This is a genomic window from Caballeronia sp. LjRoot31 (assembly GCF_964253885.1).
Taxonomy (GTDB): domain Bacteria; phylum Pseudomonadota; class Gammaproteobacteria; order Burkholderiales; family Burkholderiaceae; genus Caballeronia.
The window spans coordinates 1036891-1059871 of the sequence record NZ_CAXURX020000003.1 but is presented as its reverse complement, the minus strand read 5'-3'; the positions used below and the strand labels follow the sequence as shown (position 1 = coordinate 1059871).

Below are 22981 nucleotides of genomic sequence, written 5' to 3'. Positions count from 1 at the left end.
CTGAGCAAGCGTTTGATAAGGTGCATTGGGATGCCTTGAAATCTGCCTCGACCAATATCGTTTTTTCGCAGCGTTTGGGTGAGATTGGCGAAAAATTTTTCTCTTGATATTTACGCTCGTTTCGCCTAGCGCTTGCAATGGGTCGCTGAAACGTTAAAAAAATTTAATAGAGCTGTAGTGATAAACCATTCGCGCCGGCGTTTTCCTTTTTGCAGCATTCGAGGTCGGTCGCGCCAAGCGGTTCTGATGAGCACCCGCAGCCCTTTGCAGCAGCTTCCCAGATCGAGCACTATGTAAAGCATTTTTGATCATTTGCATTTTACATGCTAGGCGCGCAAGAATGCGTTTTATGCATTCATCGATCTAACCGGTCGACCGTCGCGTACCCATGGAAATCCGTCAACTGGAAGCGTTTGCCGCTGTCATGTCCGCCGGAAGCGTCACGGCCGCCGGGCGTTTGCTCGGGCGCTCGCAACCCGCGGTATCGCGTTCGATCCAGGAGCTGGAAGCCGAAATCGGCTATCCGCTATTCCAGCGTTTCGGGCCGCGTGTCGCGCCCACGCGCGAGGCATCCGAGCTTTACCAGGACGTCGAACGCACACTGGCAAGCTTGCGTCAGGTGAAATTGCGCGCCGAACAGATCGCACGGCAAGCACCGCCTCCGCTCACCATTGCCGCCACAGCGGCGCTTGCCGCCGGGCTTGTGCCTCGCGCGCTCGCCTTGCTCAACGAGGACCATCCGCTCGAATCCGTGCATCTGCGTAGCGCCGCCCCCGAACAAGTAGTCGATGCCGTGCTGAGCGGCATCGTCGATATAGGTGTCTCAAGCCTGCCGCTCGAACATCGCGGCGTGCTCGTGCACTGGATTGGCGAAGCCGCGTGTGTTGCCGCCGTGCGCGCCGACGATCCGCTCGCGCGCGCGCCGCACATCGCGTTGAGCGATTTTGCGAATCGCCGGCTCGTCACAATGCAGAACCCTTACCGCCTGCGGCCAAGGCTCGACTCGGCATTCGCGCACGCGGGCGTGCGCACGGCCGGCGTGATCGAAACCAACTCGTCGCTGAACGCGCTCGGCGCGGTGCGCGCGGGACTCGGCCTCGCCGTGCTGGAACCGGTGACCGCACTTGGATTGCCTGTCGATGGCGTAGTGATCCGTCCGCTGGATATCCGCATCGCGTTCCTGTTCGGCGTCATCACACCTGAGTTCCGCCCGCCGAGTGCAGCGGCCCTCGCCGCGACGCAAGCACTGGCGCAAGCTGCCGCCGAGATCCTGCCCGACTTTGTCCTCCACGAGGCAAACCAGCACAGCGCCATTCTTCAAGCGCTTTACGGCGAGCCCGAAGACACCCTTAATCCGACCGAAGAGCCCGCGACGTGATCCTCGACAAAAACGTATCATCGACACATCCGACCGGCCTCGCGGCGCTCGAAGCGCGCCTCGCGGAAGACCTGTCCCTGCTCGAATTGCCCGCGCGCGAATGGGTGCCGGGCAAGACGCACAACGGTAACGAAGTGCTGGACGTGGCGGTGATCGGCGGCGGCATGGCGGGGTTGGCCGCGTCCGCCGCGCTCAAGTTGCTGGGCGTACGGGCGATTATCTTTGACCGCTCGCCGCAGGGACTGGAGGGTCCCTGGGCCACGACCGCCCGCATGGAAACGCTACGCTCACCGAAGCAATTGACAGGCCCCGCTTTAGGGTTGCCCGCGTTGACGTTTCGCGCGTGGTTCGAGGCGCAATTCGGCACGCCGGCATGGCAAGCGCTCGACAAGATCGACCGGCTGCAATGGATGCAATATCTGATCTGGTATCGCCGCGTGCTCGCACTCGATGTCCGCAACGGACACACTATTGAAGCCGTGACCCCGCGTGCCGATGGTCTCGTCGCATTAAGCATACGAACGTCCGATCGCCGCTTCGAGGTCTATGCACGACGCGTCGTGCTCGCTACCGGACGCGACGGATTGGGCGGGCCTGCGTTGCCGGAGTTTGTCGAAGGATTGCCGCGCAATCGCTGGGCGCATTCATCGGATACCACTGACTACACGACGCTGGCCGGCAAGCGCGTGGCCGTGGTCGGCGGCGGATCTTCCGCCATGGACAGCGCCGCCACGGCGCTCGAAGCGGGCGCGGCCAGCGTCGATTTGCTGATTAGGCGGGAGGATCTTCCACGCATAAACAAGGGTAAGGGGGCAGGTAATCCGGGCCTCACGCATGGCCACCAGACCCTGCCCGATGCGTGGAAATGGAAGATCCGCCACTACATCAATACCCTGCAGGTACCGCCGCCGCGCGGCAGTACGTTGCGGGTATCGCGTCATCCGAATGCACGCTTTAATCTTGGATGCCCGGTGTTGTCGGTTGAAAGCACGGAGAGCGGTCTCTCGATCCACACGCCCAAAGGCACTTTCGCGGCCGACTTCCTCGTGGTCTCTACGGGCTTCAAGGTTGACTGGTCCGCGCGCCCGGAATTCGCCGCCTTTACACCGTATATCCGCACCTGGGCCGATCGCTACACACCGCCCCCCGGCGATGAAGACGCCGAGCTGTCCGACTCGCCCGATATCGGACCCGCGTTTGAATTCCTCGAGAAATCCCCGGGCGATTGCCCCGGCTTGTCGCGCATCCACTGCTTCTGCTATCCCGCGTCGCTCTCGCAAGGCGCTGTCTCCGGCGATATCCCCGCGATCAGCACAGGTGCAAAACGGCTTGCCCAAGGTATAGCAAGCCTACTGTATCGCGAGGACGTGGAGCAGCATTACGCAGCGCTCGAAGCGTATGCCGAACCCGAACTCTACGGCGATGAATGGCAACCGGCCGAAGCACCGCCCCAGTATGCGGAGGACCAATGAGCGGCTGGCTCATTCGCCGAATCGCGCAGGCGGCGTTCGTCGTGCTGCTGATGACGCTGATCGTGTTCATCGGTCTGCATGCGATCGGGAATCCTATCGATATCCTGATCGGGCAGGACGTCGATCAGGTCGACCGGGCACGCATCATCGCCCAACTGGGCCTCGACCAGCCGCTCTGGAAACAGTATCTGGCCTTCCTCGCCAGTGCGATGCATGGCGACCTTGGCAACAGTTTCGTCTATAACGAACCCGCCATCCGCCTGATCCTGCAACGCCTTCCCGCGACTCTGGAGCTCGCTGTTTCGGCGCTGCTGCTGGCGCTCGTGATTGGTATTCCGCTGGGGTTATTCGCTGGGCTGCATCCGCGCAATCCGCTCTCGAAGATGCTGATGACCGGCAGTATTGTCGGCTTCTCCCTGCCTACGTTCTGGGTCGGCCTGATGCTCATCATGCTGTTCAGCGTGAAGCTCGGCTGGCTGCCCGCCAGCGGACGCGGCGCGACTGCGAGCCTGTTCGGCGTCCAGTGGTCGTGGCTCACGCTCGACGGCTTGCGCCACCTGATCCTGCCCGCGCTGAATCTCTCGCTCTTCAAGATCTCGCTGGTCTTGCGTCTGACGAGTGCCGGCGTGCGTGAAGTCACGCCGATGGAACACGTGCGTTTTGCCCGCGCCAAGGGTTTGTCGCCTATGCGGATCGTGCTCGTTCACATCCTGCGCAATACGCTGATTCCGCTCATCACGGTGATCGGCCTGGAGTTCGGTTCGACCATCGCATTCGCGGTCGTCACCGAGACCGTGTTCTCGTGGCCGGGCGCGGGCAAGCTGATACTCGACAGCATCAACGCGCTCGATCGTCCGGTAATCCTGTCGTACATGATCGTAGTCGTCTGCATGTTCGTCTCGCTGAATCTGTTCGTCGATATCCTCTACAAGTTCCTTGATCCGCGCGTACGGCTGGAGGGCGCGCGATGAGCACGGCTCCGTTGGTCCCCAAAACGGGAGAGCCCGTGCGCGGCGCGCTCAAACGCCGTCAGTCTCCATGGCGGCAGCTCGTCGCGGATTTTGGCCGTTCGCCCGCGGCGATGGCCGCGTTGATCGTCGCCATACTGCTAGTGCTCGCGGCCATTTTTGCGCCGCTGATCACGCCGCAAAATCCGTACGACCTGCTGCAACTCGATGTACTCGATGCCCGCCTCCCCCCCGGTTCGATGAACGGCGCCGGCACGCATGCGTACTGGCTCGGCACCGACGGGCAGGGCCGCGACCTGTATTCAGCGATGCTCTACGGCCTGCGCCTGAGCTTGTCCGTAGGCCTCGGATCGGCTGTGATCGCGGGCGTGGTCGGCACCGTGTTCGGCCTGATCGCGGCTTACGCCGGCGGCAAGGTCGACAACCTCATCATGCGGCTCGTGGACCTGCTGCTTGCCTTCCCGTCCATCCTCGTCGCCATGATGCTGCTCGCGTTCCTGGGGAAGAGCGTGACCAACGTCGTGCTCACGCTGGTGCTGATCGAATGGGCATATTACGCACGCACTGCGCGAGCGCAAGCGCTTGTCGAAGCACGGCGCGAATATGTTGAAGCCGCGCGCAGTCTTGCGATCCCCAACTGGCGCATCGTGCTCGTTCACATCCTGCCGAACTGCCTGCCGCCGCTGATCGTGGTCGGCACGCTGCAAGTCGCGCGCGCGATCACGCTTGAAGCAACGCTGTCGTTCCTGGGCCTCGGCGTGCCGATCACGGAACCCTCGCTCGGACTGCTGATTGCCAATGGTTACCAGACCATGCTCTCTGGCGAATACTGGACCAGTGTCTATCCGGGTCTTGCGTTGCTCGCCGTGCTGGTATCGATCAACATGGTCGGCGACCGTCTGCGCGAGTTGCTCAATCCGAGGTTCGTGAAATGAGCGCCGCTGCTTTCCATGATTTCCATACCGCGGACAACACACTCGAAGTCCGCCATCTGCGAACGCGCTTCTTCACGCGCGAAGGCGAACTGCCCGCTGTCGAAGACGTCTCGCTGACGCTCGCGCGCGGTCGCGTGCTGGGTCTGGTCGGCGAATCGGGATCGGGGAAATCGGTGACCGGTTTCTCGATCATGGGACTGATCGATGCCCCTGGCCGCGTGGTCGGCGGCGAGATCCTGTTCAAGGGCAAAAACCTCGTCGGCTTGCCCGAAGCGGAGATGCGGCGCCTGCGCGGCAGCCGTATCGCGATGGTGTTTCAGGACCCCATGTCCACGCTCAATCCGGTGCAGCGCGTGGACGCGCAGATGATTGAAGCGGTGCGCGCGCATCGCGACGTGAGCCGGCGCGCCGCGCGCGAGCAGGCAAGCGAAGCGCTGGCGGCCATGGGTATTGCCAGTCCCGACGAACGGCTGCGCGCGTATCCGCATCAATTGTCGGGCGGCATGCGCCAGCGTGTGGCAATCGCGATTGCGATGCTGCACAAGCCGGACCTGATCATCGCCGATGAACCCACTACCGCGCTCGATGTCACCATCCAGGCGCAGATCCTGTCCGAAGTACAAACGCTCGTGCGCACGCAAGGCACGTCGCTGATCTGGATCACGCACGATCTGTCCGTGGTGGCGGGTCTCGCCGATGACATCGCGGTGATGTATGCGGGCCGGATCGTTGAACAGGGCACCGTGGATGCGGTGCTCGACCGTCCGCAGCATCCGTACACAGCAGGTTTGATCGACAGCTTGCCGAGCCTCAACACGCGCGGCAAAAGGCTCACGCAGATTGCAGGCATCACGCCGGACCTACGCTCTTTGCCGCCGGGCTGTGCGTTCGCTGCGCGCTGTACGCGTGCCACAGCGGTCTGCTCGACGCCTCCAGTGCTTGGACCTTCGCCGGCCGCGCAAGCGTCCGAGCATGGCTCGCATCTCGTGCGCTGTTTTCATCCCGGCCGGCAAACCGATGTCCGCACGGAGACAACCGCATGAGCCAGGTCCATACACGCGCGCTCATTGAACTGCGCGGGGTCAGCCAGCGCTTCGGCGAACGCGACGAGAACGCCGCGACACGCTGGCTGCGCGAGCGTAACGTGCTTGCGGCACAAGCGGTCACACGAGCAGTCGAACATGTCGATCTCGCGATCGCGCCGGGCGAAGTGGTCGGACTGGTCGGCGAATCCGGCTGCGGAAAGTCCACGCTCGGTCGCATTGTTTCGGGGCTCATCGCGCCGACCGAAGGCGACGTGCTGGTCGATGGACAGGACCGCGCAACGATGTCACCGGCGGCACTCCGTGCCGCGCGGCTCGCGATCCAGATGATCTTCCAGGACCCGTATTCCAGCCTGAATCCGAGAAGGCGTATCCGCGATATCGTCGGCGAGGCACCGCTTGTTCACGGCATGATCGAGCGCAGCGATCTCGACGCCTACGTGGCGGCGCAGTTAAAACGCGCGGGCCTCGACCCGTCGCTCGCCGACCGTTATCCGCACGAGTTCAGCGGTGGTCAGCGGCAGCGCATCGGCATTGCGAGAGCGCTCGCGGTCAACCCGTCCATGCTCGTCTGCGACGAAGCGGTGGCCGCCCTCGATGTATCGATACAAGCGCAGATCCTGAATCTCTTCATGGACCTGCGCGAGCAACTTAATCTCACGTACCTGTTCATCAGCCACGACCTGGGCGTGGTCGAACAATTGTCGGATCGCGTGGTGATCATGTATCTCGGACGGGTGGTGGAAAGCGCTCCCGTGGAAGAGATATTCCGGCATCCGAATCATCCTTACACGCAGACCTTGCTGGCCGAAATTCCGCGTATAGATGCGCGCAAGAAGCACTTCACCGCTATTCGCGGCGAAATGCCGAGCCCGCTTTCACCGCCGCCGGGTTGCCATTTTCATCCGCGCTGTCCGCATGCCATGCCACGTTGCACGACCGAAGTGCCGCGCTTGCGTGGCATCGCCATCGAGCATGTCAGCGCATGTCACCTGAACGACGCTCACTAAACGACCCTCACCAAGTTTCAATCCAGAACCACTCAATAAAAAGGAATTGCATCGTGAAACGCCTGGTCCTTTCCACGCTGACCGCCACGCTCGCTACTGCGGCGTTGTTCAGTTCAGGTGCATCAGCGCAAACGCTCAATATTGCGTTCGCCGATCCGCTCTCGTCGCTCGATCCGCAACTGAACAACTACGCGGGCGACCGTTCCGTCGACCTGCACTTCTGGGATCTGCTGGTCGAGAATCACAACAACGTCCTTGCGCCCGGCCTCGCGACAAGCTGGAAGTCAACCGGCAACGACACGTGGGAATTCAAGCTGCGACACGACGTCAAGTGGCAAGACGGCACGCCGTTCACCGCGGACGACGTGATCTATTCGTATCAGCGCGCCCGCAACGTGCCGGGGACCATCGCGACCTTCGCGGGGTATCTGCGCACTATCGCGTCCGCCACGGCGCCTGATCCGTACACGTTGATCATCAAGACCAGCTCGCCCACGCCGGACCTGCCGCTGAATTTGACATCGGTACATATTGTGAGCAAGCACGTGGGCGAGAAGGCGACGACGGAAGACTACAACTCCGGTCGCGCGATGATCGGCTCAGGGCCGTACAAATTCGTTTCGTACACGCCGGGCGACCGCGTGGTGATGACGCGTAACGACGCGTACTGGGGCACGAAGCCGATCTGGGACAAGGTCAATTATCGCTACGTGAGCAATGCGGCGGCACGTACGGCGGCGTTGTTGTCGGGCGACGTAGACGTGATCGATAAAGTCTCGGTCTCCGATCTCCCGCGTCTCAAGCAATCGCCGAAGGTATCGGTGTTCGCGTATCCGGGCCTGCGCGTGCTGATACTTCAGCCAAGTTTCCGTGAAGGCCCGAGCCCATACATTACCGATAACGCCGGCAAGCCGTTGGCCAGGAACCCGCTGCTCGATGTGCGCGTGCGTCGCGCGTTGTCGCTCGCGATCAATCGTCCCGCCATCACCGACCGCATCCTCCAGGGCGCCGCAACGGTCGCCAACCAGTGGATGCCGGCCAAGACCTTCGGTTATAACCCGGACGTCAAGGACATCCCGAACGACCCGGTCCAGGCAAAGAAACTGCTGGCCGAAGCAGGCTTCCCGGACGGCTTCCAGTTGACGCTCAGCGTGCCTAACGATCGTTATCCACAAGCGCCCGAAACGGCGCAGGCCGTGGCGCAATTCTGGACGCGCATTGGTGTGAAGACGAAGGTCGAGGTCATGCCGTGGGCCAGTTACGCCAGCCGCGCGAACAAGAATGAGTTTGCGGTGAGCATGATTGCGTGGGGTAACGGCACGGGCGAAGCAAGCTATGCGCTCGTCAATATTCTCGGCACCGTTGATCCAAAGAAGGGCATTGGTTCGTCGAACTGGGGCCGTTATAGCAGCCCGGCCGTTGACCACGCGCTCGACGCCGCCACGGCCGAGTTCGATTCAGCGAAACGTGAGGCCATCTTGCAGCAGTCAGTGAAGGTGGTAAGCGACGACGTTGGCATCATTCCGCTCTTTCACTACGAAAACATCTGGGCTGCAAAGAAAGGCCTGAAAGTGACGCCGATAGTGAGCGACCGCACGACCGCGATGATGGTTACGCGCAGCGGAAGTTGAGGCCATCATGATCAACATCACGGCTACGCCGGACGACGATCTGATTGACGTTGCGCGGCGCATTGCAGTAACCGGCGCGCGCGCGGGTACATTGCTGACCCTTCGCACGCAGACCGTACGCGGCGCGGGCACGGTCTGGACAAGTCGCGCGGTCTTTCGTGCCGATGATCACGGCGTCATCGACGTTGCCCGGGATGTGCCGGTCGAAGGTGACTACAGCGGTGTATCGGCGATGGGACTCATCTGGTCGCAAGTCCCCGTCGAAGCGGGCAAACGCGAAGTGTTTCCCGCCGATGTCTCCAAGGCGTTGTCTACCTGCATCGAAGTCATTGGTGAAGACGGACAAGTGCTGAGCGCCACGCTGCTGAATCAGCGGCTGATGGCGCCCGGCGTGCAACGGCGCGACATGCGCGTTGACGGCTGTGTTGGCACGTTGTTCCTGCCCGCAACGCCTGGACCACATCCCGTGGTGCTCGTGCTGAACGGGTCGGGCGGCGGCATCAATGAACCGCGCGGGGCGCTTTACGCATCGCGCGGATATGCTGCCCTCGCACTGGGTTACTTCAAGACACCGGGGCTGTCTGACTACATCTCCAATACGCCGCTCGAATACTTTCGCCGCGCGCTTGACTGGATCACGCGCGAGTTGCAACCGGCGTCCGGCTTTATTGCCGTGAGCGGGCAGTCGCGCGGCGGCGAACTCGCGTTGCTGCTCGGCGCAACGTATCCGGATCGCATCAAGGCGGTGATCGGTTATGTGCCCGGCGCGGTCGTTCACAGCGCGCAGAACGCCGCCGATCCCGCGATAGGTCGCGAAGGTCCAACCTGGCTGCTCGACGGCAAACCCCTGCCGCACCTGTGGGAAAACAACCGCACGGCTAGCTGGAAGCCCTTCGACGATGGCCCGCCTCCGCATCGTCACGAACGTGCAATTCGAACCGCGTTACTCGATAAAGAAGCGGTGGAGCGGGCGCGGATTCACGTCGAGAATACAGATGGACCGGTGCTGCTGCTCTCCGCTACCGACGACGGTTCATGGCCCTCCTCCGAATACTCACGCATGGTCGTAGAGCGGCTTGAACGGGAAAAACATGCATATCCGGTGCGCCATCTCGACTTCCATAACGCCGGCCACGCGATCATTTTCCCGTATGTGCCGACCACGCAACTCGTGTACGCGCATCCCGTTTCCGGACGCATCAGCACCGGCGGCGGCGAACCCGCAGCGAACGCACGCGCCGATGAATCATCGTGGCGCGAAGTGCTGGCTTTTCTCGATGCAGCCGTCCATTCCCGCGCGTCAAAAAGTACTGGCGACTCGGCTGGCAACTCTTTCAGGCAGGAGCAACCATGACAGACACCTACGATCTCAGCACTGATGTTGTCGACCGGATCGCGGGCCTTACGCCCGGTTCACCGGCCTACGCCACGCGACATAAACGCGACAAGGTCGCCGCCGCGACCCAGCGTAGCTACGACGCGTTATTCGATCCGGCGCTGCCCGATTTGTCGCTAAGCGATCGCTTGCTTGTTGCGTTATACGCGTGCACGTTGTCGAATGCCCCTGCATTAGCGACTCATTATGCGGAACGGCTCGCTTCGATCAATGCGGACCGTACCGTGATCGACCAGATCGTACAGGGTTCGATCGACGCTCAGGAACCTCGCTTGCGCGCAATGCTGGCCTTTACGCGCACGCTGATCGAAGCACCCATAGACGGCGATAAAACCGCGCTGGAACGTCTGCCCGCCGCCGGCATTCCGACGCCCGCTGTAGTCGCCCTTGCACAATTGATCGCCTTTCTTTCCTATCAGATTCGCCTGACGGCCGGTTTGCGCGCGCTGCAGGTCTTGAATGCAACGGAGGCAGCATGAGCCGGATCATTGAAGCGCATGGCTTCACGAATCGCGTGCTGGGATGGGATGCGTGGCTGGATGTGGTGGAACTCGCCGATGCCTCGCCCGAGCAGATCACCGTGCTCGAAGAGAGCCATCCGAAAGCGAAGGAGTCCGATTATTATCTGTTCCTCGTGCATCAGCCGGAAATCCTGCGGCAGCGCTCGGCGGCCTTCAACGCAATCATGTATGCACCGGGCGGCTTGCCGCGCGCGGAGCGGGAGTTGGCATCGACGGTCGTTTCGCGGGTCAATGGCTGCGTGTATTGCGCGTCCGTGCATGCACAGCGTTTCGAGCAACTGGCGAAACGCGACGATGTTATCGAACAGGTTTTCAACGATCCGGCTACCGCTGGCACGTCGCCGCGCGAGAAGGCGATCGTGCTGGCGTCGATCGACCTGACGCTCACGCCGGGTCAGGTTGAACCGGCACAGTTGCGGGCGCTGCGCGATGTGGGATTGAGCGACGACGAGATCCTCGACCTGATTCACTCCATTGCCATCTTCGCGTGGGCCAACCGGCTGATGCTCAATCTCGGCGAACCGGTTGGATGAGCGGACCGGGGTCGGCCGCTGTCGCTCGACCTGAACACGCCCGAAACGGAATAAGGTTCCAACAACAAGTTCTTTGCATTGTTGCGGCAGGACGGGTACGTATAGCGATTCACCGCTGAACTATGCCGATCCCGTCATGCCCCTTCACGCCGAAAAAATTGCCGACTGGCTGCTTGCCGGTCTCGAACTCAAGAGCACGCTGTTCCATGTCGGCCAGTATTGTGGAAGCTGGCAGGCGTCGACGGCGGGCCATCAGCAGGCGAGTTTCCATGTCGTGCTGCATGGAGAATGCTGGCTGCATCTGCCCGCCAAGCCGGGGCGCATTGCAACGAGCGTGCGCCTGACACAAGGTGATGCCGTGTTCCTGCTGCACGACATGCCGCATTGCCTCTCGCCGCTGGCCGTGGCACCCCCAACCGGTCAGGAGAGTCAGCGGGCGGGTTCTATGCAGCCCTTATCGTCCGACGAAAGTCCGGCGCAACAAAGTCTCGGACTGGCATGTGGGTTCTTCGAATTCCGCTCGGGCCTGGACGACCAGTTGCTCGCGCTGATCCCTGATCACATCGTCGCCCGCCACGACACTGCGGCGCCCGACGGTCCCCGTGCCGTGTTCGACCTGATTCGCGCTGAGGCGCAGCGGCATCCTGACGCACCTTCGCCGCTGATCGCGCGCCTGACCGAGCTTTTGTTTTTCTACGCGCTTCGTTCTGTCGCTGCACGCGACGACATTGCGCCGGGTCTTTGGTCACTGATGCGTCGCGCGGAGTTTGCGCCGTTGATTACTGCCATTATCGATACCCCAGCAGAGCGCTGGACGACCGACAGAATGGCGGATTTCGTGCATATGTCGCGGGCGCGTTTCTGCAAGCAGTTCGTAGAAGCATGTGGCCAGCCGCCCGCGCAGTTCGTCACGCTGGTTCGTATGAAAGTGGCTGCGGCGATGCTTCGGAACGGCACTACGACGCCGGACGCCGCGGAACAGGTTGGATATCAATCTGAGTCCGCGTTCGCTCAGGCGTTCAAGCGCGTGACCGGGGAGCAGCCGGGTGCCTACCGGCGGACTCGTACGCAGGATCCTGTCGCTTTGGGTTTTGCTATTGATGATGCGCAGGTGGCGCTGCACTGAGAAAGCTATTTTCGCTCGCGCCGGTGGACGGGGTTTTGGTGGTGGTAGGGGGAGGGGTTGGGGTGGTCGGTTCTGGGGGTTAGTGGTCAGAGGTCAGTGCCGGGTTGCTGCTTTCAGTGTTAGTGGTCTGCGAGAGTCGGATTTTCTCTTTATCACTATTAGCCACTGTGCGTGGCGGCACGTCATTTCTTTGTCCAAAGCGACAAAGAAACGAAGCAAAGAAAACGCTTTCAACCACGCTACCCTAAGTGTCCACAGCGTGCAGTTTCTATTCATAGGTGCCCCAAAAGCACGGTGCTCGCCAGAGCCACGGATGTGTGAACCCCTCTTTCTCCGAACACGGATACCCACACGCTTCGCCACCAGTGATTGAACCTGCCCGAGGAGCACCCCGCGCTATCCGCGGATAACCTCCCTCCAATGTGGACGCGCCTCGGACCTCGTCGCCAACCTACCAAGTAATATAGCCCCAAAATATGTAAGACCGAACCGACGAAAATAGCCGTGTAAGCACGCAGTCAGTTCACCAAAAAAACTGAAGCACTAAACACGCATCGAGCTGCTAGGCATCAAGTTGTGATCCACGAAGACAACCGCGTAGACCAAGCCGCTAACCCCGGCAAGAAACGAAGCATGCAGAACGCGTGAGGCCGTGCTGGTCCCTTGGCAACGCGTGCTTGCCCGAGAGCGTTGGGGGCGAAGCGTGTTCGTGTCAGGATTCGCGAGAAGGAGGGGTTCACACATCCGTCGTTCTGGCGAGCACCGTGCTTTTGGGGCACCTATGAATGAAAACTGCACGCTGTGGACACTTAGGGTAGCGTGGTTTAAAAGCGCTTTCTTTGCTTCGTTTCTTTGTCGCTTTGGACAAAGAAATGACGTGCCGCCACGCACAGTGGCTAATAGTGATAAAGAGAAAATCCGACTCTCGCAGACCACCACGGCCGAAAGCACCAACCCGGCATAGACTCCGACCACTAACCCCAGAACCGACCACCCCAGCATCAACCCCGACCACCAACCCCAGAACCTGACAACCCCGTCCACCGGCGCGAGCAAAAAAAACTGAGACGAATAAGCATCAATCCCAGACGCACGCGCATTGCCGAAAGCACTCGACCCAGTGACAATAGACAATACCCCTTCGACTACGAGGAACCGTCATGAGCCGTCTGCCGTTGCAAACCATTGAAAGCGCACCAGAAGCGAGCCGCCCTTACCTTGAGAAGGCGTTGGCGAACAACGGCTTTTTGCCCAATCTGGTGGCATCGCTTGCGAACGCGCCCACCGCGCTTGAAACGTACCTGACCGTGGCGGGTATCAACGGCCGCAGCGGCCTGACACTCGCCGAACGCGAAACCGTTCAAATCACGGCCGCCGCTATCCATGGCTGTGGTTTTTGCGTTGCCGGACACACGGCGGTCGCATTGAAGAAGGCACAATTGGACGCGCCCGTGGTCGACTCAATCCGCGACCAGCAACCAATCGACGATGCCCGCCTCAACGCAATTGCCGTCTTCACGCGTGCCGTGATCGCGACGCGCGGCGGGGTATCGGATGAAGAACTGAACACCTTCCGCGCAGCTGGCTTCACCGACGCCAACGCGCTCGAAGTCGTGCTCGGCGTCAGCCTCGCCACCTTGTGCAACTTCGCCAACAATCTCTCGCAAAACGAACTCAATCCGGAACTGGCTGCTTACCGGTGGGAACCCAAAGCCAAGGCACACGCCGCATGACAACCTCTGCGATGCGACCAGTCACGAGCGAACTTGAAGCGTGGCTCGACACGCATGCTGAAGCTATCGACACAGAGCAAGACCTTGCCTCCGAGATCCTGCCACGGCTCGGTCGAGCGGGTCTGTTCCGTACCGGTGTGCCTGCGCATCTTGGCGGCACGGGCGGTGTGATTGGAGACGCAATCGAGGCGGTCGCGAAGGTGGCGGAACAATCGCTCGCGGCGGCATTCGTGTTCTGGGGACAACGCACTTTCATCGAATACCTGCTGCAAAGTCCGAACGAGACGTTGCGCACGCGCTGGCTCGACCGGCTGCTCAGCGGCGAACTGGCGGGCGCAACGGGGCTGTCGAATGCGATGAAATACCTGTCGAACATCGAACCATTGCAGATGAAAGCGCACTTGCTCGATCACGCCGGCGAGCATGATCGATGGACGCTCGACGGCAGCTTGCCGTGGATCACCAACCTGCGTCCGGAAGGTTTCATCGCCGCAGCGGCATTCGATCACGCATCAGAAGACGACAACACACCGCCCTCCATCTTCGCTATCCCGCACAATGCCCCAGGCGTTACGCGTAGCGTTGACCTTGACCTGATCGCGTTGCGTTCGAGCAATACGGCGGCTTTACGCGTGGAAGGCGCGGTACTGGACAACACGTTCCGCATCACGGCCGACGCACCCGCCTGGCTCGCACGCGTGCGCCCGGGTTTCCTCGGCCTTCAGTGCGGTATGTCGATCGGCCTTGCACGTCGTTGCCTTGCAGCAGTTGGCGAAACGAGCGCGATATCGCGCGCCGCCGTAGAGGACGAAGCCGCGCAGTTGGCGCGCGAACTCGACGACCTCACGCATCGGCTGAAAGAAGGCGTGCGCAACGGCACGTTTGTCTCCACGCCTGCCGCGTTGTTCGAGATCCGCATCGCATTGGCGGCAGTGGTAGAGGCCGCCGTCGGGCTCGAAGTTCAAGTGACCGGAGGCCGCGGTTATTTGCGCGGCCAGACCGGCACCGCGCGCCGCATGCGCGAGGCGGCCTTCGTGCCTATCGTCACGCCGAGTCTCGTGCAGCTTAAAAACCAGCTTGCATTGCATCGCAAGGCGCACACCGCATGAACCAGCCAATGGTGACGCATCGGCCGCTCGTTGAAGCGCGCGGCGTCGGTCTGACCTATCCCGGACGCGCCGTGCTGCAAGGGGTGAACTTGAGCGTTCAGTCCGGCGAACTGGTGTCGGTGCTGGGACCCAGCGGGTCGGGCAAATCGACCTTGCTGCGCATTCTTGCAGGACTGCTGAAGCCGACGTCGGGGCAGATTCTCGTCGATGGCGCGCCGCTCGACGGCCCTCGTCCCGACGTCGCGCTGGCGTTCCAGGACCCATGCCTGCTGCCGTGGTTATCGGTTGAACGCAACGTCGGGTTCGGCCTGGGTTTCTCGCGGCAACCGGCACTCTCGCGGGCGCAACGGCGCGAGCGCGTGAGTGCGGCGCTCGATGAAGTGGGCCTGGCTCATGCGCGTACCTACATGCCACGCCAGTTATCCGGCGGCATGGCCCAGCGCACGGCCCTCGCCCGTTGCCTGACGCGCCAGCCTCGTACGCTACTACTCGATGAACCCTTCGGCGCACTCGATGAAGTCACGCGCGCCGACATGCAGCGCCTGCTCGTCAAGGTCGTGCAGGACACGCACGCGGGCACGGTCCTCGTGACTCACGATATAGACGAGGCGTTGCTTGTGTCCGACCGGATCGTGCTGCTGGGCGCCCAGGGTTCATTGATCGCGCAATGGCACGTGAGCGTGCCCGCGCCGCGCGCCGCCGAAGTGCAGGCGCTGGGCGCGTTGCGCATCGAGATTCTTCAGGCGCTGCAAGATGCGATGTCACGCGAGAGGACGGTCGCTTAAAGCGCCCTGAAAGCAGGGTCGGCACGCCGCTTCACTTTCCATCAATGCAGCAAACGCAGGATCACAAATGTGCCAGCTTCCGATGTCCCGCCGCGAGTGGTTGAAACTCGCCTCCCTGTTCACCGTCGCGGGCGCTGCGCCCTTGCTCGGCTCGCTGAACGCGCGTGCGGCGAGCGAACCCGATGCGCCGGTGCGAATCGGTTACCTGCCCATCACCGACGCCACCCCGCTGCTCGTCGCGCACAACAACGGCTACTTCGAAGCAGCCGGCGTCACCGCCGAGAAACCCACGCTCCTGCGTAGCTGGGCGCAACTGGTTGAAGCGTTCCTCTCGGGTCAGGTCAACGTCGTCCACCTGCTTTCCCCGATGACCGTCTGGGCGCGCTACGGCAGTCAGGCACCGGCGAAGGTCGTCGCGTGGAATCACGTGAACGGGTCCGGTATTACGGTGGCGCCGGGTATCGGCAAACTCGGGGACCTCGGCGGCAAGACGGTGGCGGTGCCCTTCTGGTATTCCATCCACAACGTCGTGCTGCAGGACATGTTGCGCTCGCAAGGGCTCGTGCCGGTGCTCAAGAAAACCTCCGCACCGAAGCCGAACGAAGTGAACCTGATCGTGATGTCGCCGTCCGATATGCCACCCGCGCTGGCGGCCGGACAGATTGCCGGGTTTATCGTCGCCGAGCCGTTTAACGCGGCCGCCGAAGGGCTCAATATTGGCAAGGTGCTGCGCTTTACCGGCGACGTCTGGAAGAACCATGCGTGCTGCGTGGTGTTCATGCACGAGCAGGACCTGACCGGGCGCGCGGCGTGGTCGCAGAAGGTCGTTGACGCCATTGTCAAGGCGCAGGTCTGGACCCGCGAGCATCCGGCGGAAGCGGCGCAGCTTCTTTCGAAGGAAGGCAAGAACCACTACACGCCGCATACGTCCCAAGTGCTGACACGCGTGCTCGCGCCGCCGCCCGGCGACGAGGGCCGTTACCTCGCCGATCGGGCCATCGTCCATGCGGACTGGCATGAGAAACGTATCGACTTCCAGCCGTATCCGTACCCGAGCTATACCGAAGAACTCGTGCGCCGCATGAAGACCACGCAGGTTGAAGGCAACGCGCAGTTTCTCGCCAAACTCGATCCGGCGTTCGTGGCGCGCGATCTCGTCGACGACCGGTTCGTCCGGAACAGTATTGCGGCAGTTGGCGGCATGAAGACCTTCGGCCTGCCCGACGGATTCACGCGTTCGGAGAGCATCGTTGTCTAGCCTGCCCTCTTCGCCCGAACAGGGCGCCACCGGGACCAGCAGCCCGCCACGGGGCCGGTCATGGTTCGGGCGCACTTGGCCGGGGCTCGCGGGTATCGTGGCCGTGGTGGCGCTCTGGTGGCTCGTGCTGACGCTCGTGGCCGGGCCGAATAGCCTCGCCGCCCAGTTCCTGCCCACACGCGCCCTTGCCGCGCTGCCGTCGCTTGTGACGGACGACCGGTTGTTCGAGCACATTGTCACGAGCTTGCGGCGGATTGCCGTCGGTCTGGCGTGGGCGCTGCTGATCGGTGTACCGCTGGGATTCCTGATCGGCCGCCTGCGCTGGCTCGATGCGGCGTTGTCGCCCACGCTTCAGTTCCTGCGCATGATTTCGCCGCTTTCATGGATGCCAATTGCGGTGATGTCGCTCGGCGTGGGCGATCGGGCCGTGTACTTCCTGCTGACCTTCGCCGCGCTGTGGCCGCTCGTGATGAGCACGGCCGCCGGTGTTGCGCAGATCGACCGGCGCTGGCTGCAACTGGGTGAAAGCCTCGCAGCAACACGCTTTGAAATGCTATGGCATGTGTACGTGCCGGGCATTGCCGTCCATGTGCTGACCGGCGTGCGCTTGTCCATCGGCATCTTGTGGATCGTACTCGTGCCGGCGGAAATGCTGGGCGTGAGCGCGGGCCTGGGCTACCTCGTTCTCGATACCCGCGACCGGCTGGCCTACTCCGAATTGACAGCGGTGATCCTGGTGATCGGCGCGCTGGGATTCCTGCTGGACTATGCTGCGCGACTCGCCTACCGGCGCTTCGGCGCGGGACGGCTTGACGGCGAAGATTAATCGTCGTCCGGGCGCCGACTCAGTCCGGCGCTCCTCTCATTCGTTCGAACACCCAACGCCTGACAGCGCCAGGCGTTTCCCCCTCGACGCCCGGGTTCCCCTATAAACTCTGCAAGGGGTCAGGTTTGCCCCGGCGAGCATGTCCTGCGGGTATGCTGCGGGTATTCTTTGAGGCACAGACTTTGCTCCAGTTGAGCGCTGCCTGACTACGGCTTGATGTCATTCCTAAAAGTGTGAGGCTTTTCCCTCGGGGTCTCATGAAACAACATCGCCCGCATTCGCCGCGTTTTCCGCACGACCACTCTCATGTGGCCTGGCGCGATCTTTCGCTGACGTCGGCACCCTTCGCGCTGTTTTTTATCGTCGTGATCGGGCTGATCGTGTGGCTGGCGGACCCTGCTCCGCCAAGAACCATCACGATCAGCGCAGGTCCCGTGGACAGTGCGCTCCTGCATACCGCCGACGAATACAAAAAAATCCTGGCGCGCAATGGCGTCACCCTCAAGGTGCTCCAATCCGACGGTTCGGTGCAGAACCTGCAACGACTGATGGACCCCAAGAGCCATGTCGATCTTGCGCTGGTCCAAGGGGGCGTGTCAGATGCAGCGGCCAGGTCGTCACTCATGTCGCTCGGGAGCGTGTTTTACGTTCCGCTTGTGGTGTTTTATCGCGGCAAGGGGCTAACGCAGTTGTCGGACCTGGAGGGCAAGAAGATTGCGATAGGCCGCGAGGGCAGCGGCACCCGCCGGCTGTCGCTCGCCCTGCTCGAGGCGAACGGCGTAGCCCCGGGCGGCGACACTCAACTCGTGCCGCTCGACGGCATGGACGCGGCAAAGCAACTGGTCGCAGGCACCGTTGATGCGGCGATGCTCAACGGCGACTCGACCACGCGCGGACTGATGCTGAGGTTGCTTGGCATACCGGGCATTTCAGTGATGGATTTCGCGGAAGCAAGCGCCTATACGCGGCTCTTTCCGTATCTGGACGAAATCGACCTGCCGCCAGGCGTGCTCGATCTCCGCCGAAAAATACCCCCGCAGACTTTGCATCTGATCGGCCCGACCGTCGAGATTCTCGCGCGGCAGAACTTGCACCCGGCCATATCGGATCTGGTCATTGAAGCGGCCCAGGAGGTCCACGGAATGCCGGGGCTGCTGCAAAACGCCGGGCAATTTCCCAGTCCGATCGCCCGCGAATACCCGATCAGCGAAGAGGCCACGCGCTACTACAAGTCGGGGAAGAGTTTCCTCTACCGCATCCTGCCCTTCTGGCTCGCGAGCATTGCAGACCGGATACTTGTACTGCTGCTGCCCGTCGCTGTGCTGCTGATTCCGGCCTTGCGGCTGATCCCGGCGTTGTATGCGTGGCGCGTGAGATCGCGGATCTATCGATATTACGGCGCGCTGATCGCGATAGAACGCAGTGCGTTGACCAGCTCGACCGAAGAAGAGCGAAAGGCGCTCGTAGCGGAAATCGATCAGATCGAGGAATCACTGAATACCTTGCGTATGCCGCTCGCGCATGCGGATGCTTTTTATGTGCTTCGCGAACACGTCGGATTCGTGCGTGCACACCTGAGCGAAGCATCGCGGCAAAAAGTCCACGGGTAGGGTTCGGGTCTCGTTCCCGCCGGGGATGGCCGGCGGCTTCTGCCGGAGAAGGGTCGGAGAACGAAGCACCCTCCCTAATACACAATTTCGGCTTTAGAAATAGCGAATCGATATTGGCGCGAGTGACTCACGCCTGCCAATAATCCAATTGTGGAATTCCCTGCATTGCGGCGCGCAACGGAACGGATCGAAACCGCTATCGCAGCGCAGCAATCCGGCGAACCTCCACGGAACGCGCAAATACCTTCAGTCTCCATGCCGGTGGACGTAGCGAGTACCGTCCGGACTCGCACGCACCGGCTTTATAACAATTTCGGGGCGATGATGAGCGACACAAACACAACCACACCAGCTTACGAAGCCGAACACCGGCCCGACCGGTCCAGCAGCGGCCCCTTTAAAACCGAAGATTGGTGGGCGGTCTGGATCGGCCTGGCAATCATCGTGATCGCGTACCTGCTGTTTGCGTCAGGCACGAGCATCAAATGGCTGGCAGTCGCGCCCGCCAAGTGGTCGAGCGGTGCCCAGGCGGCAACGGACCTGGGAAGTCACCTCCCGAACTACATCGCACTCTTTATCGTCTTCGCCATCCTGTTCGGCGTCGCGGTCGCGGCGCTCGGGCAGCGGGTTGCGCAGTTCGTGCCGGGCTTTCTTGTCGTGTTCGTGGTTTCAACGCTGATTTTCGTCGCCGGGGCCTGGACCAGTTCATCGACGTACAACCTCGAACCGCCGCTGATCGCACTCGCGCTCGGCCTGATTGTCTCGAACCTGACGCGGCTTCCGGCATGGCTCGTGCCTGCGTTGCGCGTCGAGTTCTATATCAAGGTCGGTATCGTGTTGCTCGGCGCCACGCTGCCCTTCACGCTGCTCGTGTGGGCCGGACCCGTTGCAGTCGGACAGGCGACCGTCGTGTCGCTGGTCACCTTTTTTGTCATCTTCCTGGTCGGCCGCGCACTCGGACTGGACAAGCGTTTTGCGGCTGTGCTCGGCGTCGGCGGCGCTGTGTGCGGCGTGTCGGCGGCTATCGCCATTGCGGGGGCGGTGCGGGCAAAGCGCGAACAAGCATCGGTGGCCATTACGCTCGTCGTGGTCTGGGCAATTGTGATGGTGTTTGCGCTGCCATTCGTGTCGCGTGCGCTCGGCTTGCCGACCGGGGTGGCTGGTGCGTGGATCGGGACATCGGAATTCGCGGATGCCGCCGGTATTGCCGCCGCGCAGGCATACGGCGATCTGGCGAAGCATGCCGGAAGCGCGATTGCCGGCGCGCCTGAAGCGTCGCTGCAAGCCTTCACGCTGATGAAGGTAGTCGGGCGCGACATCTGGATCGGCATCTGGGCATTTGTGCTCGCAATTGTCGCTACCACGCGCTGGGATCGCGACGAACCCGGCGCCGTCAAGACGCAAACGACCGCGCGGGAAATCTGGACGCGCTTTCCCAAGTTTGTGATCGGCTTCCTGATCGCGTCGGCACTGGTTACGTGGATCGGCAGCCATTACACCCTGACTGAATACCGGAGCGTCGTGACGCCCGCCTTCGTCGCGCCGATCACCGCACTGCGCACCTGGGCGTTCACCTTCTGTTTCCTGAGCATCGGCCTGACTACAAGGCTCGGCAGCCTGTCCGCGACAGGTGCGAAGCCTTTCATCGCTTTCACGGCGGGCGTTGCCGTGAACGTGGTGATTGGCTACCTGCTCTCGGTGCATGTGTTTGGGGCGTATTGGGCCTCGCTCGGACAATGAAGATGAACGGTGCCGCCAGGCTTTTTGGCACGGGGGCTCCCCGCTCGGTCTGCGCCGCTTGCCGGCATTGCGAACAAGACCGGCACGTACTCGAATCGATGATTCCCGGGCTGACTTCGTTCAGCTCGGGATTCGGAGCGAGTGTGGGAGAGACACGCCTTTGCCGGCGCCACGATCAGTTGATATCGCCCGCCGATTCGTGCAGCGAATTCGAGGCCGTGCGCGAGGGCCATGACGCCGTCACGGCCCGTTGAAACTCATCCTTGCTGTACACAAGGCGGTTCTGTCGCAGAAAGGTCACTGAGTCTATTAATCAATATATGATAAGCATTACCTATTAAATAGCCGGGTAGAGCCGCTGTTCAGTGAAGACCGGGAGTTGGCTACTTTCCTACGATGGCCGGACAGCGCAGCAACGTAACTCAATGCTAAAACAGTGGTATCGCCGCAATGCTGTTGGGCGGCGGCCACGATGCACACGGAGCCGATAAACATTGCGCAAAACGATCTAACACGGGTGGGGTTGATGGGCTAGATTGAGAAACCTGCACGCTCAAACCAGCATTACCTTCGACTCAGTATCAACATCACCCGGGGATCTTACGCATGACACAACTTCCGCCTGTCGCGCTATCGGTTGGAGCGGATTACGAAAGTGTCGCCAGCCGCTTCAGGCCGATTTTTGAACGCATTGCTGCGGGCGCGGTCGGGCGCGACCAACTCAGGACCCTGCCCTATGATCAGATTGCCGAGCTCAAGCAAGCAGGCTTCGGTGCACTGCGCGTGCCGGTATCGCATGGCGGTGCAGGCGTCTCCGTCAAACAACTGTTCCGCTTGCTGATCGAACTCGGTGCCGCCGATTCGAATCTTCCCCAGGCATTGCGTGGCCACTTTGCTTTCGTCGAGGATGTGGTCAATGCCCCGCCAAGCGCCGAACGCGACCAGTGGTTTGCACGTTTCGTGCGCGGCGACCTGTTTGGCAATGCATGGACGGAAGTTGGCAACGTCGCGCTGGGCAGCGTCATCACCAAGGTAGCGAAGCAAGGCGACCGCTGGGTCTTGAACGGCGAGAAGTACTACAGCACGGGCAGCATTTTCGCGGACTGGATCGATGTCTATGCGCGGCGCGCTGAAGACGACAGCGACGTGATTGTCGCGGTGGCCGCGAAGCAGCCGGGCGTGACGTTAAGCGACGACTGGGACGGTTTCGGTCAGCGCACCACGGGCAGCGGCACCACGGCGTTCAAGGACGCGGTGGTCGAGCCGGGTCATATCGTCGACTTCTCGCGGCGCTTTAAATATCAGACCGCGTTCTATCAACTGTTCCATCTGGCGACGCTGGCCGGCATCGCGCGAGCGGCTGAACTCGATGCAGCCGCCGAAGTGCGTGCGCGCAAGCGCATCTATAGTCACGGCAATGCGCCGCATGTCAGCCAGGACGTTCAGATTCAGCAAGTGGTCGGGGAAATCGCGGCGTGGGCGTATGCCGCGGAGGCGATAGCGTTGCGTGCGACGGAGCCGGCGCAGCGGGCCTATGAAGCGCATTTTTCCGATGACATCGACGCGGAAAAACGCTTCAATATCGAGGCTGAAATAGAGTCGGCGAAAGGACAGATCGTTGTGACGGAACTTGCGTTGCGCGCCTCGACCCATCTTTTCGATGCGCTGGGGGCATCGGCCATTGGCGGCGGCAAGGCGCTTGATCGACATTGGCGCAATGCCCGCGCGGTATCGTCGCATAACCCGATCGTGTACAAGGCGAAACTCGTTGGCGACTGGTCGATCAACCAGAAAGAACCCATCTTTGTCTGGCAGATCGGGGCAGGACCGGGAACGGTTTAAGCCCTAGAACGCTTACGAAAATGTGCTGTCCCTCTCGCAACAGATAACTACTCAGGCGCGAGATC

19 protein-coding genes are annotated in these 22981 nt (G+C 61.7%); all 19 read left to right on the top strand.

The features are described from left to right. Window positions 1-388: 388 nt before the first annotated feature. The 19 genes from ACSQ8V_RS33465 to ACSQ8V_RS33375 all read left to right on the top strand — a co-directional run bounded on the left by ACSQ8V_RS33465 (window position 389) and on the right by ACSQ8V_RS33375 (window position 22916). Window positions 389-1378 carry a LysR family transcriptional regulator gene (locus tag ACSQ8V_RS33465; protein WP_436208679.1) on the top strand — a complete coding sequence of 330 codons (990 nt, stop codon included), beginning with the start codon at window positions 389-391 and terminating at the stop codon, window positions 1376-1378. Next, entirely contained in the window at window positions 1375-2850 is a 1476-nt protein-coding gene (locus ACSQ8V_RS33460; RefSeq protein ID WP_436208678.1) for an NAD(P)-binding domain-containing protein, read from the top strand. The genes ACSQ8V_RS33465 and ACSQ8V_RS33460 overlap by 4 nt, the downstream gene beginning before the upstream one ends. Next, on the top strand, window positions 2847-3821 hold the full coding sequence (locus tag ACSQ8V_RS33455; RefSeq protein WP_213765952.1) for an ABC transporter permease: 975 nt from the start codon (window positions 2847-2849) through the stop codon (window positions 3819-3821). Before ACSQ8V_RS33460 ends, ACSQ8V_RS33455 begins: the two co-directional genes overlap by 4 nt. Then, complete coding sequence (locus ACSQ8V_RS33450) at window positions 3818-4753, top strand: ABC transporter permease (RefSeq protein ID WP_436208677.1); 936 nt, start codon at window positions 3818-3820, stop codon at window positions 4751-4753. The genes ACSQ8V_RS33455 and ACSQ8V_RS33450 overlap by 4 nt, the downstream gene beginning before the upstream one ends. Next, on the top strand, window positions 4750-5796 hold the full coding sequence (locus ACSQ8V_RS33445) for an ABC transporter ATP-binding protein (RefSeq protein ID WP_213765950.1): 1047 nt from the start codon (window positions 4750-4752) through the stop codon (window positions 5794-5796). The genes ACSQ8V_RS33450 and ACSQ8V_RS33445 overlap by 4 nt, the downstream gene beginning before the upstream one ends. Further along, on the top strand, window positions 5793-6806 hold the full coding sequence (locus tag ACSQ8V_RS33440; protein WP_436208676.1) for an ABC transporter ATP-binding protein: 1014 nt from the start codon (window positions 5793-5795) through the stop codon (window positions 6804-6806). The genes ACSQ8V_RS33445 and ACSQ8V_RS33440 overlap by 4 nt, the downstream gene beginning before the upstream one ends. 53 nt (window positions 6807-6859) lie before the next feature. Further along, window positions 6860-8437, top strand: coding sequence for an ABC transporter substrate-binding protein (locus ACSQ8V_RS33435; RefSeq protein WP_436208675.1), 1578 nt, complete (start codon window positions 6860-6862; stop codon window positions 8435-8437). Window positions 8438-8444: 7 nt separating this feature from the next. Continuing rightward, a complete protein-coding gene (locus tag ACSQ8V_RS33430) occupies window positions 8445-9791 on the top strand; it encodes an acyl-CoA thioester hydrolase/BAAT C-terminal domain-containing protein (protein WP_436208674.1) in 1347 nt (448 codons plus the stop codon). Then, the gene (locus tag ACSQ8V_RS33425; RefSeq protein ID WP_436208673.1) at window positions 9788-10312 is read left to right on the top strand and encodes a CMD domain protein; all 525 of its coding nucleotides are present in this window, start codon (window positions 9788-9790) and stop codon (window positions 10310-10312) included. The genes ACSQ8V_RS33430 and ACSQ8V_RS33425 overlap by 4 nt, the downstream gene beginning before the upstream one ends. Beyond that, window positions 10309-10887 (top strand): peroxidase-related enzyme, encoded by a 579-nt coding sequence (locus tag ACSQ8V_RS33420; RefSeq protein WP_213765945.1) that lies wholly within the window; start codon window positions 10309-10311, stop codon window positions 10885-10887. The genes ACSQ8V_RS33425 and ACSQ8V_RS33420 overlap by 4 nt, the downstream gene beginning before the upstream one ends. 136 nt (window positions 10888-11023) lie before the next feature. Beyond that, on the top strand, window positions 11024-12013 hold the full coding sequence (locus ACSQ8V_RS33415; RefSeq protein WP_436208672.1) for an AraC family transcriptional regulator: 990 nt from the start codon (window positions 11024-11026) through the stop codon (window positions 12011-12013). A 1160-nt stretch (window positions 12014-13173) separates the two neighbouring features. Continuing rightward, entirely contained in the window at window positions 13174-13746 is a 573-nt protein-coding gene (locus ACSQ8V_RS33410) for a carboxymuconolactone decarboxylase family protein (RefSeq protein ID WP_436208671.1), read from the top strand. Then, on the top strand, window positions 13743-14855 hold the full coding sequence (locus tag ACSQ8V_RS33405) for an acyl-CoA dehydrogenase family protein (protein ID WP_436208670.1): 1113 nt from the start codon (window positions 13743-13745) through the stop codon (window positions 14853-14855). The genes ACSQ8V_RS33410 and ACSQ8V_RS33405 overlap by 4 nt, the downstream gene beginning before the upstream one ends. Further along, window positions 14852-15640, top strand: a complete 789-nt coding sequence (locus ACSQ8V_RS33400; RefSeq protein ID WP_436208669.1) for an ABC transporter ATP-binding protein — start codon at window positions 14852-14854, stop codon at window positions 15638-15640. The genes ACSQ8V_RS33405 and ACSQ8V_RS33400 overlap by 4 nt, the downstream gene beginning before the upstream one ends. 67 nt (window positions 15641-15707) lie before the next feature. Continuing rightward, window positions 15708-16898, top strand: coding sequence for an ABC transporter substrate-binding protein (locus ACSQ8V_RS33395; RefSeq protein ID WP_436208668.1), 1191 nt, complete (start codon window positions 15708-15710; stop codon window positions 16896-16898). A 1-nt stretch (window position 16899) separates the two neighbouring features. After that, complete coding sequence (locus ACSQ8V_RS33390; RefSeq protein ID WP_436209235.1) at window positions 16900-17724, top strand: ABC transporter permease; 825 nt, start codon at window positions 16900-16902, stop codon at window positions 17722-17724. 257 nt (window positions 17725-17981) lie between these two features. Beyond that, window positions 17982-19334: a TAXI family TRAP transporter solute-binding subunit gene (locus ACSQ8V_RS33385; protein ID WP_436208667.1), complete on the top strand. Its 1353-nt coding sequence runs from the start codon at window positions 17982-17984 to the stop codon at window positions 19332-19334. A gap of 324 nt (window positions 19335-19658) precedes the next feature. Next, window positions 19659-21074 carry a YeiH family protein gene (locus ACSQ8V_RS33380; RefSeq protein WP_436186026.1) on the top strand — a complete coding sequence of 472 codons (1416 nt, stop codon included), beginning with the start codon at window positions 19659-19661 and terminating at the stop codon, window positions 21072-21074. A 606-nt stretch (window positions 21075-21680) separates the two neighbouring features. Then, window positions 21681-22916, top strand: a complete 1236-nt coding sequence (locus ACSQ8V_RS33375) for an acyl-CoA dehydrogenase family protein (RefSeq protein ID WP_436208666.1) — start codon at window positions 21681-21683, stop codon at window positions 22914-22916. The last annotated feature ends 65 nt before the right edge of the window (window positions 22917-22981 follow it).